We start from the raw sequence: 14,516 nt of genomic DNA on the forward strand, positions 1-14,516 counted from the left end.
CAAAGCCTCTATTAAATCTATTTTATCCTTTTTTTAAGATCCTAATACCCTAACCATAGCGACGCTTATTTCGATAGATCACGATCTCTCCGACTATTATAAAAAGGAGCGCTGCACCAAGCTCAAGTAGCCACGAAGTTTTTAAACTAAAAAGTTGCAGACAGATCGTTGTCAGTAAGATACCTAGTGGGGATGATATCAATAAAACGAAATTGATAAGACTATCAACACGAGTTAGCTGTTCTTCATCAATGACCTGGAGCAGATCAGTATAATATTTAGGTGTCATGTATCCACTAAGAATGACACCGATCAATTTAAAAAACAGCGTATATCCTAATGGTAATCCAAGAAAGCAACTGCCTATAGCAAATACAAGCGCTCCATTAGCCAACATAATAAGTTGCCCATAACTCAATTTTTCTAACCAATTAAATCGTAAAAATGAACCTAAAATTAGTCCGATAAAAGAAGTGAGTTGTAAAACGACTAAAGTTTGCGAATAACTTCCAAAGCGTAAGTTACTAGTCGAAACCATGGCAACGTTTAGTAGCAATCCATATCCCATGGCTATCACTTTGACAAACGTAAGTAACCACATAGTCTGCAGAACATGTTTTTGTTGCATATGCGAATACGCTAGTCTCATCTTTTGCAAAAAATCAGTAACTGAGAAATGATTTTTTGCTGACATTACCGTTTTTACTGTATCATCGAATTTGATCTTTTTTAGAAAAAACAAGCTCAAAGCAAAGGTTACAGCATTCAAAAGTGCTAGTCCCCAAAAATTATTGGGATATATGACTAACCATTGTGCACCAACAAGCTGACCGATAATTATACTTAAACTGAATAAAACAATATCCAGTGAAGAAATTTCGCGACGTTCACTTTGGTCGATCCAAGTTTTTGAAAACGGAGTAAACATCTTACCCATATAGCTATCGAGTAGATCTGACAATACATTTGCTAATAAGATAAATACAAATAAAGCTAGTGGCATCTGGTATTTAAGCAACAAAAAAGCAAGCATAAAATAAAGCAAAATTTGGGCTATATTAAGTAAAGCAGCTTTTTTGAGGCGTTTAGTTTCTCGATCAGTCATGTAAGCTAAGACAGGATCAAGCAAGCCAGGTAAATTTTCCCCCAATTTTACTAATGATATCGCTAAAGTACTATATGTTTGTTTAGCAGCTAAAGTCAATAAAGCCAAGTTGTATAGTGCACTTCCGATGCGATTGACAAACTTAGCACATAGCAAATAACGTACATGTTTCTTTTTTCGTAAAACACCGATCAATTTAGCATTTGTCCCCCTTTTTAAATTCATAGTTATCCCCCCTCAGTAAACTTTGAAAATATCTAATACCAGTATTACCGTTATTGAAACTTTCATCTAGTTTACTTTCGAACTGATAGTTAGCCCAGACTTTTTGTCCTGATAATGAAAACGATAAAACTTCAACTAATTCATTCCATTTATATGCGTATTGTAGATATTCTTTATTTCCGGTGATAACATAAGCGTACAACATAAGCATCCCTAAACTAGCAGCGCCCGAAGAAATCGTTGCATTTTTAACATATCTTCCACTAAATTTACTCAGAAATTTTTCTAGTTGTGGAAATAACTCGATCAATTCGAATTTAGTTGCCAAAATTACAAGGATATATAACCTTCCCGCTGCTCCACCGTTAATATAAGGCGAATAGACTGAACCGCTTTTTAAATAAAGCATATCATCTTGACATGTAAACCTTTGCAATTCATTTTTGATAAATTTGCTGACGTTTTTACATGTTTTATTAGAAAACTTTGCCAGTAATGTTCGATCTCTTTCTGATAATGCCTCTAACAAATACGAATTAAGTTCACTTTCTAGTAAATGTAGTTGACCTAGCTTTTTATTTTGATTTATCGTAGTTTGAACTTTTTTTAATTGAGGATTGTCCAGAAGCTGGCTAACTTTAGTACTTTCGTTTTCCTCAGTATAAAGTTTTTCAATAATAGCGAGCCAGTTTGACGAAAATCCTTGATATTTAATAACTTTTGAAAAGATTTCACGAACTTGAGTATAATTTGCTAAACATAAGTTCCGATTGACTCCACCTAACCCATCCAAGATCAGCCAAGCAACTTTAGTCCAATCTTCAGCATAAGTATTATATCTTTTCTCAGGGATGGTATACCACAGAGTCTTTATTTTTTCACAAGATTGTGAATCAATAAAGATCGAATCAGCACAATCAATAAAATAAACCTCCCGTGTTCGGGTGTCCACTAAAACATTAGCTGGATTTATATCTCGTAAAATAATTCCTTTTCTATGCGCATAAGCTACCACAGAAATGAGATTTTTAATAACTTCGATAAAATCAGTCATGGATTTTTCACATAAATTTTTTTCAACAACAACTGGACCATTTGTAGCAAAGTATTCGTAATATGTAAGACCAGTAATTTTTTGTAAGATTAAATAATAGTTATTTTGAGTCGTAAAATTTCCCAAAACAAGTGGGTAATGCTTTCCCTGTAATTTATCTAAAATCTGGCATTCATTTTTACGTTTAGCGATCGCCTGATCTGTACCTATTCCAACACCAAAACGCCCTTCTTTTAAGACGATTAGCTTCTCTTTTAAGTAAGTTCCATAGTAAACACCACCCCCTAGTGTACTTTTATAAGCTCCCTCTATATGCAAATTTTTCCAATGTGGGTCGGTTGATTTCTTTGGATAAACATACTTAGCAAATGGGTCGTTTTTGATAAACGGTGGCAAAACAAAATATGGTAAACGTTTATCTTCGTATGATTTACCTTTATAAAATAATGACTCACTACTTTTATTTTCAAAAATGCCGTAGCGATAAGAAATATTATCTGTACCAGCGAACTGATTATCTGATAAAACATTTGGTCCAGGAAATCTCCCTAATAATTTAGAAAAAACTTTTAATAAAAATAAGCAATGTGTTTGATTTTTAGGATAAATAGTGATCAATTTCCCGCCGCTCTCTCGGACACTATGAGTATCAAGTAATTTCTCTACTAATTTTGAAGATGAGGCAAATTTAAATGAAAAATTCATTTTTTCTGCTAACCAAACAACGTGATTTAACACTGTTTGATAGTTCTTATAAGTGGCAGAAACATGGATCTTCCACCCTTGATGTGGTAATTTATAATGTAAACTGACTGTCCAACCATTGAACTCATAGCTGCTTAAAAATTTATTAACTGGATACATTGTGCTCCCCCCTATCGCCTTAATTTAAGGCTACTATAGCACAACGAGAGAAAAAATAATAATATTTTTCTGATTAGAATTTATTAATTATAATTTTAATTAGAAATATCTTGTATTTAATGGAATAAGATATATAATAGGATCAACCTAAAAGAAAGGAGGACGTTATCATGGATGTACGTGAATTACAAAAAGTCGAAGTAGAAGAAGTAAATAACGACTACACATTATCTATCAAAACCGGTATCTGCCTTTAAGGTGAGATGCAGTTAAAAAGCCAGAAGAAATTTTGTATCTGGAAAAATTTCTTCTGGCTTTTTCTTTTAACTATTGCTTTCAATAATAACGTTTACTTAAAGATCGCATCACTGATCCGATCACTACTCTTGTTATTTAAACTGTTCAAATGATGGGCATAGATCTCAGTCGTTTGAATGTTTGTATGCCGTAAAAGCTGTTGTGTCTCTTCTAAAGTTGCTCCATTCAATAAGTTGAGCGTTGCACTGGTATGGCGTGTGCTGTGAGCAGTCAAGCGTGGACTATTGTAGCCAGCTGCAATAAAACATTTTTTGACGATCCCACGAATGCTTCGTGTCGAAAGCCGTTTGCCTAAATTATTGTTGGAGGTCGAGGCAAATAATGGTGCTTGACTATTGAATTCTTTGCGAGCACGTAAGTATTCACGGATCGCAGTCTCAACTTGGTCGGGCATTCTGATCGGTGCATCTTTTTCAATATGTCCTTTACCTTGAACATATAAAACGACCACATCACCACTGACACGCATATCTTCAATATTGGCCCGTCTGACCTCGATCGTTCGTAAGGCCATCGTCAACATCAAAGCTAACATTGCATAATCACGTTTACCTTTGAGTGTACTGCGATCGATATTTTCCAAAACTGCCGCCGCTTGCTTAGAGGTCAAGTAATCTTTTTTATGTTCCGTTCCTAGCTTTAAACCCTTGACATTTTTAGCAATATCACGGTAAAGTCCCATTTCTTCGGTCCATTTGAAAAATTGCTTGACCGCCATTAGATAATTTTGAACGGTCGTTGGTCGTAACCCCATTGCTAGCAAAGATTCGCGATAATTTTTGACATCTTGCGGAGTCGGCTTTGTGATCTGTTGTTGTTTGGTGTAATTAAACCATTGTTTTAATGAGGTTTTATAAGTACGGATCGTATTAGGTGAAGCATCGATAAAATTGATAAAGCGTTCTAAATAATCGATCTCTGCTAATTGTGTAGCTTGGCTAGTTTGTAGATCCATAAAAATTCCTCCTGTTGGTTGTTAGATCCCCAGCTTAAATAAGCTGGGGATCGTTTATTTTTACTAAAGTTAAAGTAACTTTTTATTTATCGCATTTTATTTTGATAAGCGCGTACTTCTTGTTCATAACCACACTTTTCATTATACTGGGCTAATAATTCTTGATCATGTGTATAGACTTTACCGGTCGTCAAAAGTTTTTCATAAAGCTTTAGGTATGGAATATTGGCTTTTTTAGCTAATTCCAATTCTTTTTGGTGATCATAGGCGACTTTACAAAAAGCTATCCCGCCGATCCCAGCGTCATCGATCTCTAGCAAAGCATACTGTGCTCTAAGATCAGCTTGGAACTTTTTCCAATCACAAAATGGTTCACCGACTGACCCAGGATTTAACACGATCTGTTCTGCAGTCGTATAACGCATCAGTTGATGGTGCACATGCGCATAGACTGCTAGATCAGCCGAGATCCCCGCTAAAACAGCATCAAAGTCTGTTTGTGGTCGCGTAGGATACAACTTTTGACCATAATTTAAATCTGGCAAATTATGTGAGACACTGATCGTCAATGGACCACGTCTAAGTGTTTGTTGGATCGGATTTTTAGCTAAAAATTCTAATTCAGCTTGCCCTAGATCTTGACCACAAGCCATTGCTAATTTAGAAAAATATACATGACTAGGTTTGATCAATTCGATCTTACCAGCTAACCCGTGTAACAACAGATCATCCCAATTGCCCCGGATAAATACGGTCGGCTGTAATGAATGGAGTAATTCTAAGATCTGTTTCCCCCCCGGTCCAGGCATCAAAATATCACCTAAGACCCAGACCTCATCAACTGCTTTAGCTTTGATATCAGCAATAACAGCCTCTAACGCTGTCAAATTACCATGGATATCCGAAATTATCGCTATTTTAGCCATCAAACCATCCCTATCTTAATCATTTACCAAATTGTTAGTCTTTGGTTTCAATAATTTCATACATTTACGTCGTTGCTTGACTACTGCCGTTTGCATCTCTTTATTTGACCACTCGACTACCGGTGCGAATTCATATTTAACATACATATTTTTATCTTCAAAGCGTACATTCAAAATGGCATCGATCTGGACCCAGATCCCGGTACTTTCATCATAGATAAATTCGCCAACTTCAGAGACTTCACGAAATTCGTGCGGTTGATACATGATCTCGGCTTGAGTCGTCGTATATTCAGCCGACAGATCTGGCGTTTGGAGCTGTTGACATAAACAGTCATAATAGATAAATTCACCTGTAGCACGTGGAACAACTTTAATTCTTAAAATATTTATTACAACAAATGTGGCTTTGCGATAGTTAACAACATCGCCAATACTGATCACTTCATTTGAACGACGCCTGACCCGAATTTTTTCTAACATTGACTTTTTCAGCTATATAAAATGTGAAACAACATAATCTTTATTAATTATACTTGCGAAAGAAATATAGTTTTTCCCTTCCTAAACTTGAGACCTCCATCTAACGAACTATGAGCAACTCTTCCCGCACATTTTTAACTTTCCGAAACGGTCACTCCAGTTAAATAGTAGATCTCAGTATACGAACTAATTCCAATAATAATATACTATCATTTTTCCTAAGTTTTAGCTATAACTTATGGAAACGTTTTAAAAATATAGCTAAAAAATACTCGCCAATATTTACGACGAGTATCTCTTCACTTAGACATTATTGGTAAATTTCTTTTTTCTTGGACGCCAATTCAAGGCTAAAACAGCAATAATGACCAAAAATGAGCCTAACAGGTCTGCTCCACTGAGTTGTAGGCCAAAAAAGATGATCGAACCGATCGTTGCTGCTATTGGCTCAAAGGCATCTAGCATACTAGCTGTGGTGGGGCGGATATATTTCAAAGCATTAGTAAAAAGTTGAAACGGAATGATCGTCCCTAAAACGACAACAGCTAAAACTAATAATACTAATTCAAATGTCACAGAAAATGATTCAAAGCTTGGATGGATCACGGTCAAACCGATCCCAGCGATCAACAAGCCCCAACCGGTCACCGCCGTTGAAGAATAATGTTGTAATAAGCTACGGGGGATCAAAGTATTAGCTGCCCCGCCAACTGCTGAAAGTAAGCCCCAGATCAAAACAGCCGGTGTGATCGCTAATTGAGTCAGATCACCATGCGTTGCAAGCAAAGCTACACCTAAAAATGCCACCAACGCACTGATCACTTCGATCCGGCGTGGTCGTTGCTTTTGAAAGACAACTAGATACAAAATAATGAAAAATGGTCCAACAAATTGTAAGATCGTTGCGATCGAAGCATCACCTAATTTGATCGCCATGAAATAACAAAATTGGACTGGAATTATTCCGCCTAGCCCATAAGCGATCGCCGTTTTTGCACTTTGCTTATTTTGCCAAAGCGCTAAGGGAGCTTCCTTTTTATAGCTGGCCAAGGCTAATAATACTAGCCCCCCACCAAGCATCCGGATCTGACTCAATAAAAGTGGAGTCAATTTAGGCTCGAGCTCAAAAATGAATTTAGCAAATAAGCCCGACACGCCCCAAAGAAAAGTCGACAAGATCGTCAGTAGCGTCCAGAGTTTTTGTTGTTTTGTCATTGTTATCCTCACTATCTAAAAAATTCCAAAGAAAAGAGCTGAGAGATCTTCTCAGCTCAAAGTGACTGTGTTAATCCGCCAAGTTCATCAGTTTTTGGCTCAACTCGAGCTCACCCGGTGTGGCATTACTATTTTCAAAAGTTATCTCACCAACTGCTTGGTTGGGTGAAAGTAATTGCTTTTGCGTCAATAAATGCTTCAACTCACGTGCTGCTCCTGCACCTCCGTCAAAAACAGCGATATCTTTTCCAATAACATCTTGGATCGCTTTTTTAACAAATGGAAAATGCGTGCATCCCAAAACGACTGAATCAACGTTTCCTTTATACGGTGCTAATATATCTTCTAAATATGCATATAATTCTGCTGAATCTAATTCGCCTTTTTCGACAAACTCAACTAACTTAGGTGCTGGTAGCTTGATGATCTCACCTTGATCAGCAAAACGTTCCATCAAATGATTGAATTTTTCTTCCTTTAAAGTCAATGGAGTCGCCATCACTAAGACTTTAGAATCTGTTTGATGCAAAATAGCTGGTTTAACAGCTGGTTCCAGTCCGACGATCGGAATTTCTGGGTACTTTTGACGTAAATATGTGGCCGCAGCACTTGTCGCAGTATTACAAGCGATCACGATCGCTTTGACTTTCTTTTGTTGGATAAAATCCTCTACGATCGCTTCACTCAAAGCTTTGACTTTGGCTACACTTTTGGTACCATAAGGGGCATTTTTCGAATCCCCAAAGAAATAATAGCGCTCATTTGGCATGAGCTTATAGATCTCACGTAAGACACTGATGCCGCCGAGACCTGAATCAAATACTCCGATCGGAGCTAAAGCCTTGTTTTCCGTCATCACTATTCCTCATCTCTACTGCATTATTCACAATTAAATATTCTAACACTTTTTGACAGTGAGGAGTAGTCTTAATAATTATCAGTAAATTTTTTGATGCGTTCACTTGCTTGGCGGAGGTCATCCATAGAAGCAGCATAACTTAAACGCACATACCCTTCGCCGCCTTGACCAAATGAAACACCTGGGATCAAAGCAACTTTAGCTTTTTTGGCTAACTCACGAACAAACTTCCATGAGTCATGCCCGCATTTAGCAGGGATCTTAGCAAATAAATAAAAGGCACCATCTGGTTTGACCACTTCAAAGCCAGCATCTGTTAAAGCTTGGCGCATAAAATCACGTCTAGCTTGATATTCCTTACGCATGCTCAAGGCATCATCTTTTCCTTTAGTCAATGCTTCTAAAGCAGCAAATTGAACATTTGTCGTTGGTGCTGTTACCATATATTGATGTGCTTTGACAACTTGTTCACTGAAATCTTTGGGCCCTAAAATAAAGCCTAATCGCCAGCCAGTCATCGCATGTGATTTAGATAGACCGCTGATCACGATCGTATTTTCGGGTAAGAAGCTTGCTAAGGAAACATGTTGTCCTTCATAAGTCAACTCAGCATAGACTTCATCACATAAAGCCCAAATATCATATTCAGCGATCACTTTAGCCAAAGCAACTAGTTGTTCTTTTGTATATGTTGCCCCGGTTGGATTACTTGGGTAGACTAACACGACTGCTTTGATATTTTTATCTTTATTTGCTTCTAAAGTAGCACGTAATTTTTCAGGTGTTAAAATAAAACCATCAGCGCTCGTATCAACTTGTAATACATCAGCTCCATTTAGCTGACTGATCGGAGCATAGATCGGAAAGACTGGTGTTGGCATTAAGACTGTATCTCCTGGATTTAAGATCGTTTGCAAACTCGCTGCGATCGCTTCAGTTGCTCCCACCGTCGTAATGATCTGTTCTGGAGTATAATCTAGAGCATATTTTTCCTTATAGTACTTAGCGGCAGCCCGCCGCAACTCCATTATCCCCGAATTAGGTGTATAGTGTGACTGATCTGCATTGATCGCCGCGATCGCAGCTTGTTTTACATGCTCCGGTGTATTAAAATCCGGTTCCCCTAATGTTAACTTAATGATCCCCTCGATCTGACTGACTTCCATATCGAATTTCCGAATGTCTGATACAGCAATGGCTTCGATCTTATGGTTAAATCTAGCTTGCATAAAAACAGTACCTCACTTTTTTAAATTTACTCCATTATATAGCAGATAGATTAAAATTTCCAAAGAATTTTCAGCAAATTAAAAATGCAGCCCATATGACTGCATTTTTGCATTGTTATATCTTGACACTTCGTTTGGTAAATTTGCGATAATAGATCTGTGCGCATATGCATACTAAAATGACCTTAATTGCCCCTGGAAGAAGAAAAGGAACTGTTCCGATCAATAGAGCATTCTCCAAGTTGATATCACTGATCACAAGTAACCACAGTGAACCACATAATAACTGCATTAGGGCTCCTAAGCTGTTAGCCAGTAATAACCAGTTAAATGTTTGCTTTTTAGCGGCCATTGAGCCAACAATCATAACATAAACTAAAAAGCCTAATAAATAGCCCCCAGTATTACTAAATAAGACGCCTAGTCCCCCTTTAAAATTAGCAAAGACCGGTAAACCGATAAACCCTAGTAATAGATACACTAAAATGGTCTGTAAACTATATCTTAGCGGTAAGATCGAGGCTAATAAGCCGACAGCCAATGTCTGAAGCGTCAACGGTATCATGGGCAAGGGGATCGTTAATTGTGAACAAACGATCAGTAAGGCGAGCATGATGCTAGCTAAAGATATGTAATATAATTTATTCTTCAAATTCACTCATCCTCTCTACTATCAATATCATAAGCATACGAGTTTCAAATCCCTTTGTCAACTTTAACGAAATCGAAAGTTTACTATATCTATAAAAAAAGAAGCTAGCAGGCTTCTTTTTGCTAGGCTTCTTTTGTCACGATTATCTCAGTTTCAGGAGCAAACATTGCACGTTGTTCTGGGGTCGGTGCTTGGTCGGTGATAAATAACGAGATCTTATCCAAAGGACAAATACGGTAATAGGATTTATTGACAAACTTTTGATGTTCGGCTACCAAAATGACTTTACGCGCCCGTTTGACCGCCATTCCAACGATCTGAGCATCATCTTGATCAAGTAAATAAGCACCATTTTCATCGATCCCGGATGCAGCAATAAAGGCTGTATCAAATACGACATTTTGTAATTCTTCGATCGCTAAATTTGAATAGAAATAACGATTTTCATGATTCAAAGTCCCACTCAAAACCTTGACCCGTACCTTATTATGCTCAGCTAAAGCCATACAATTATCTAAAGAATGAGTCACGATCGTTAGGGGCATATTGATATTTTGACAAGTCTTCAATAAGATCGTCGACGAATCGACAAAATAAACATGATGCGGTTTAAAATAGGTCGCGGCTGCTAAGGCGATCTGCGTTTTTTGTTTAGTGAAACGAGCTAACCGGCTTTGAAAGTTTGGTACGCTACGCCCAAAATCTAATGGCAAGATCCCACCATGTGTACGTCTAACTTCACCACGTTTAGCTAACAACACGATATCACGTCGCGCAGTATCTTGTGAGATCCCAAATTCCTGCATGATATCTTTAGTCGATAATTCCTGCCTTTCCTCTAATAATTGTTTGATCAATTCAATTCTCTTTTCTTGACTCATCAAGCGCACCTCTTAACTAATTATCTATGATTATTATACCTTTAATTATCAGCAATTAAAAGTATTTATAATGATGTACTTATTTTAAATAGGCGAACTCACTTAAAAAAGTAGCTTATTTTAGTAAATCCAGGTTTATTTTCCCCCTGAAAAATAAAAAGCGCATACGTCCTTAAATGAACGCATGCACTATACTTGATCAGATCAACTTTTAAGCGTTAAAAGCTGCTTCTAATTGTGGGACGATCTGTTTCTTACGGGAAACAACACCTGGTAGATCAACTTTGTCAGCCACCAATTCTTTTTCAAAGGCCTTTTCGACCATTTCCTTAGGTTCGCCAACGACTAAAAGACGTGTGTTGGAGTCTAAGATATTAGTTACCATCAACAAGAACAGATCATAACCTTCAGCAGCTGATTGTTTTTCGATAGCTACACGTAAAGCAGCTTCACGTGCAAAAACTTCATCAAGATCAACTGTGTTTACTTGATCGACACGGACCGTCTTACCGCCCATGTCAAATGATTTTGCATCGGCTGTGATCAATTCTTCTTCTGTCTTACTTGCCAAGTTTGTACCAGCTTTAAGCATTTCAAGACCATAAGCTTCAAGATCTACATTAGCGATCTTGGCTAAAGCTTTTGCAGCAGCTTCATCTTTAGCTGTAGTTGTTGGTGATTTGAATAGTAAAGTATCAGAAATAATAGCAGATAACATCAAACCCGCTAATTTAGCTGGGATCTCAACGTTATTTTGCACGAATTCACCGTAAATGATCGTACTTGTACAGCCAACTGGCTCAGCGTGATAGTACAAAGGTGCTGCTGTCGCAAAGTTAGCGATCCGGTGATGATCGACAACGTGTGTGACTGTCACATCAGCAATATCAGCAACACTTTGTTGTTCTTCGTTGTGATCGACCAACATTACAGCTTCAACTTCAGGTGCTGCCTTTTCGATCACACGTGGTGCTGGTTCTTCAAAATGTTCTAAAACAAATTTTGTTTCTTCGTTTGGTGTCCCCAAAGCCACAGCTTCGACTTCATTGCCCAAAGCGTTTTGTAAAAAGGCGTAAGCTTTAGCAGCTACGATCGCATCTGTATCTGGATTTTTATGTCCGAAAACTAATTCTTTCATCAAAAATATCTCCCATCTAAAGTATTCCTAACTTTAATAATTCTACCACACAACTAGCTAAACTTAAATAACAATAAAAAAGCTGTGACATAAGTCTTTTATTTGACTTTCAAACATTGGGTTTGATACTACAAAAAGAGCCCACCACGATACTTATTGCATCGTGGTGGGCCCATTTATGTGAGGCTGCTAACTTATAAGCTTTCTTTGAGACGTGAAACGTAATCTTTTTTAGCTAGATAGCTGTCAAAAGTTTTCAAAAAACTATTGATACGTGGGATCTGATCTTTACCACGTCTAAAGACAAAGGCCAAATCGAACTTGATCTCTGGTTCAAATAACGCCATCCCCATCTCACCATGATTTTTAGCCGTCACAAACGACATTGGTAGTGCAGTATAACTACCAGTTCGTTTAGCAAATTCAAAAAGTTGTTCCGGTGTTGCAAAGTGAGCTACACTATTAGGATGATCGACCATTGCATTTTTATAAGCTTCTCTGATCGTATCATTTAAGTAGTATTGTGGTGGATATGTCACCCATTTATTGTTCAAAGTGTCCTTGAATCGCACTCGCTTACGCTTTTCTAAGCGTTCGTTGTTGTGCAAAAAGATCAGGTCTTCGGTGATGATCTTTTTAGTTTCGTATGGTTTCCAGTTTTTGATACTTTCATCTGGAAGATACATTACCGCTAAATCGATCGTATTATTTTCTAAGCGCTCCCAAATCTCCTTACGCGTTAACATATGTGTGGAAAGTTTGATACCGTTATTTTTTTCGTAATACTCGATCGCAAAATCCGTGAAGACTTGATCCTCGATCGAAGCTAAGATCCCAATGTTGATCGTCCCTTGAGTCGCACTTGTTGATTGTTGGATCTCATCAGCTGCTTTATTTAATGTTTCATAGATCTGGTGAGTTGCATCTAACATAGTGTAGCCTGCATCAGAAAGGTGCAACTTTTTACCAACTGAATAAAATAGTGGTGCTCCGACTGTTCGCTCTAATTTCTTTATTTGTTGAGTCAATGCCGGTTGTGTGATCCCCAAGATCTGAGCTGCTTGGGTATAACTCATCGTTTCAGCTAATTGCAAGAAATAGGTCAACGTCTTTGATGAAAAGATGTTTTCTTGTTGTGTCTTCATATAAGTATATCCTTTCCCGTAGCATTATACTTCATTAATTCAAATGCCAAATATCTTATCCTTATATAAATAATTATACTATATTATGATAGTAATGTTAAAACTTTTTGAACTCTCTAAGGGTAATAATTCTATTATAAGTGAAAAATTCTATAACTACTAGAAATTTTGATAAATTAATGAATATAGTATATAAAATAAATAAAAAAACGATAATCTATGCTTCCACCCATAAATTACCGTTATAGCTAGTAGATAACTTCCACATGATCTACTATTTTCAAATACGCAAGCACAAAACAATAAACAAAAAATTATCTTGTTATGATTTGTACTATAGTATCAGTATACTAACACTTACTCTAAATTTCAACGAAAATATATGAAAAAAAGTTGAGAATTAATTAATTCTCAACTTTAATTTTAATTACTTAAGTTTTAACGTTTGCTTCAATTGAGAGCGAACTTCATCCAAGTTTTCCTTTGGTACGACTTCATATGAGACACCATCGATCATTTGACCATTACCCTTGAGTTGGATCTGATCAATATTTTTAGCCCCACCATAATTAGTTACGATATCTTTAATATCATCAAATGTTAAGTCAGTTTTCATATTAGCCGAAATAGCATTCAAAATACTATGGTATTTAGCTAGGCTATCGATCGAAGCTGCTTTTTCTACTAAAGCAGTCAAGACTTGGCGTTGGCGCAATTGTCGTCCGTAATCGCCCCGCGGATCCTCATAACGCATCCGAGTATAAGCTAAGATATTATCAGCATCGATCGTGACTTCACCTTTAGGGAAATGAACATCTAAGTTCGTAAATTCTAAATCATTATCGACTTTGACCGGACCGATCGCTTCTGATAACTGTTCAAGACCTTTCATATTGATCTCGATATAATGGTCGATCGGAATATCTAAATAGCTTTGTAATGTATTCAATGCTCCAGAAACTCCATCATATGAATAAGCTGCATTGATCTTATTATTGCCTGGATGGCCTGCGATCGTAACTAAAGTATCTCGTGGAATACTCAATAATTCAGTCTTGTTAGGTGTAACAGCTGCTACCATGATCGTATCCGAACGTCCTTGTTCAGTTCGACCATACTCACCAGTATCACTTCCTAATAAAAGGACTGAAAACGGTTGTCCGTTATCTAAACTGACACTGCCGGTGCGCTTGTCGTCATGTTTGACAGCCTTATATGTAACATCGACAGCTTTTTTGGCATCGAAATAAAGTTTGCCTACAATAACTGCGTCAACTAGCAAAAAGAGTCCCAATGCGATCAAGACCCACTTCCACCAACGTTTTTTCTTCTTATGATGATGCTTATGTTTATGTTGTTCATCAGGCATCAACAATCACCGCCTTAGTATCTATATTAATAAAAATAAACCTTGTATATTATACCAATATTCCTAAATTTTGTATAACAAAAGCCTTTCATAGCAAG

Annotated in this window: 13 protein-coding genes; all 13 read right to left on the bottom strand. The window is 37.2% G+C overall.

Translation table 11 applies throughout. The features are described 5' to 3' along the window. Positions 1 to 49: 49 nt before the first annotated feature. Positions 50 to 1,330 carry an MFS transporter gene (locus LMU01S_RS01680; protein WP_056960553.1) on the bottom strand — a complete coding sequence of 427 codons (1,281 nt, stop codon included), beginning with the start codon at positions 1,328 to 1,330 and terminating at the stop codon, positions 50 to 52. After that, a complete protein-coding gene (locus LMU01S_RS01685; protein WP_056960551.1) occupies positions 1,302 to 3,248 on the bottom strand; it encodes a class III lanthionine synthetase LanKC N-terminal domain-containing protein in 1,947 nt (648 codons plus the stop codon). The genes LMU01S_RS01680 and LMU01S_RS01685 overlap by 29 nt, the downstream gene beginning before the upstream one ends. A gap of 349 nt (positions 3,249 to 3,597) precedes the next feature. Then, positions 3,598 to 4,521: a tyrosine-type recombinase/integrase gene (locus LMU01S_RS01690; RefSeq protein WP_056960549.1), complete on the bottom strand. Its 924-nt coding sequence runs from the start codon at positions 4,519 to 4,521 to the stop codon at positions 3,598 to 3,600. Between the two features lie 86 nt (positions 4,522 to 4,607). Continuing rightward, positions 4,608 to 5,447 (bottom strand): metallophosphoesterase family protein, encoded by an 840-nt coding sequence (locus LMU01S_RS01695; protein ID WP_056960547.1) that lies wholly within the window; start codon positions 5,445 to 5,447, stop codon positions 4,608 to 4,610. Positions 5,448 to 5,462: 15 nt separating this feature from the next. Beyond that, positions 5,463 to 5,930 (bottom strand): hypothetical protein, encoded by a 468-nt coding sequence (locus LMU01S_RS01700; protein WP_056960545.1) that lies wholly within the window; start codon positions 5,928 to 5,930, stop codon positions 5,463 to 5,465. A 303-nt stretch (positions 5,931 to 6,233) separates the two neighbouring features. Further along, positions 6,234 to 7,145 (bottom strand): DMT family transporter, encoded by a 912-nt coding sequence (locus tag LMU01S_RS01705; protein WP_056960543.1) that lies wholly within the window; start codon positions 7,143 to 7,145, stop codon positions 6,234 to 6,236. 70 nt (positions 7,146 to 7,215) lie between these two features. Further along, positions 7,216 to 8,001 (bottom strand): glutamate racemase, encoded by a 786-nt coding sequence (gene murI, locus LMU01S_RS01710; protein WP_056960541.1) that lies wholly within the window; start codon positions 7,999 to 8,001, stop codon positions 7,216 to 7,218. Positions 8,002 to 8,072: 71 nt separating this feature from the next. After that, positions 8,073 to 9,233 carry a pyridoxal phosphate-dependent aminotransferase gene (locus LMU01S_RS01715; RefSeq protein ID WP_056960539.1) on the bottom strand — a complete coding sequence of 387 codons (1,161 nt, stop codon included), beginning with the start codon at positions 9,231 to 9,233 and terminating at the stop codon, positions 8,073 to 8,075. A 115-nt stretch (positions 9,234 to 9,348) separates the two neighbouring features. Then, the gene (locus LMU01S_RS01720; protein WP_056960537.1) at positions 9,349 to 9,885 is read right to left on the bottom strand and encodes a biotin transporter BioY; all 537 of its coding nucleotides are present in this window, start codon (positions 9,883 to 9,885) and stop codon (positions 9,349 to 9,351) included. A gap of 122 nt (positions 9,886 to 10,007) precedes the next feature. Further along, positions 10,008 to 10,766: a DeoR/GlpR family DNA-binding transcription regulator gene (locus LMU01S_RS01725; RefSeq protein WP_056960535.1), complete on the bottom strand. Its 759-nt coding sequence runs from the start codon at positions 10,764 to 10,766 to the stop codon at positions 10,008 to 10,010. 211 nt (positions 10,767 to 10,977) lie between these two features. Next, on the bottom strand, positions 10,978 to 11,904 hold the full coding sequence (locus LMU01S_RS01730) for a manganese-dependent inorganic pyrophosphatase (protein WP_056960533.1): 927 nt from the start codon (positions 11,902 to 11,904) through the stop codon (positions 10,978 to 10,980). Positions 11,905 to 12,098: 194 nt separating this feature from the next. Then, complete coding sequence (locus tag LMU01S_RS01735) at positions 12,099 to 13,049, bottom strand: LysR family transcriptional regulator (protein ID WP_056960531.1); 951 nt, start codon at positions 13,047 to 13,049, stop codon at positions 12,099 to 12,101. A gap of 427 nt (positions 13,050 to 13,476) precedes the next feature. Further along, complete coding sequence (locus LMU01S_RS01740) at positions 13,477 to 14,418, bottom strand: LCP family glycopolymer transferase (RefSeq protein WP_056960529.1); 942 nt, start codon at positions 14,416 to 14,418, stop codon at positions 13,477 to 13,479. Positions 14,419 to 14,516 lie beyond the last annotated feature (98 nt).

This window comes from Ligilactobacillus murinus DSM 20452 = NBRC 14221, assembly GCF_001591685.1.
GTDB classification, from domain to species: Bacteria; Bacillota; Bacilli; order Lactobacillales; family Lactobacillaceae; genus Ligilactobacillus; species Ligilactobacillus murinus.

Coding starts and splice junctions, on each gene's coding strand:
- LMU01S_RS01680 (WP_056960553.1), bottom strand. CDS start 1,330: ATGAATTTAAAAAGGGGGACAAATGCTAAATTGATCGGTGTTTTACGA.
- LMU01S_RS01685 (WP_056960551.1), bottom strand. CDS start 3,248: ATGTATCCAGTTAATAAATTTTTAAGCAGCTATGAGTTCAATGGTTGG.
- LMU01S_RS01690 (WP_056960549.1), bottom strand. CDS start 4,521: ATGGATCTACAAACTAGCCAAGCTACACAATTAGCAGAGATCGATTAT.
- LMU01S_RS01695 (WP_056960547.1), bottom strand. CDS start 5,447: ATGGCTAAAATAGCGATAATTTCGGATATCCATGGTAATTTGACAGCG.
- LMU01S_RS01700 (WP_056960545.1), bottom strand. CDS start 5,930: ATGTTAGAAAAAATTCGGGTCAGGCGTCGTTCAAATGAAGTGATCAGT.
- LMU01S_RS01705 (WP_056960543.1), bottom strand. CDS start 7,145: ATGACAAAACAACAAAAACTCTGGACGCTACTGACGATCTTGTCGACT.
- murI (WP_056960541.1), bottom strand. CDS start 8,001: ATGACGGAAAACAAGGCTTTAGCTCCGATCGGAGTATTTGATTCAGGT.
- LMU01S_RS01715 (WP_056960539.1), bottom strand. CDS start 9,233: ATGCAAGCTAGATTTAACCATAAGATCGAAGCCATTGCTGTATCAGAC.
- LMU01S_RS01725 (WP_056960535.1), bottom strand. CDS start 10,766: ATGAGTCAAGAAAAGAGAATTGAATTGATCAAACAATTATTAGAGGAA.
- LMU01S_RS01730 (WP_056960533.1), bottom strand. CDS start 11,904: ATGAAAGAATTAGTTTTCGGACATAAAAATCCAGATACAGATGCGATC.
- LMU01S_RS01735 (WP_056960531.1), bottom strand. CDS start 13,049: ATGAAGACACAACAAGAAAACATCTTTTCATCAAAGACGTTGACCTAT.
- LMU01S_RS01740 (WP_056960529.1), bottom strand. CDS start 14,418: ATGCCTGATGAACAACATAAACATAAGCATCATCATAAGAAGAAAAAA.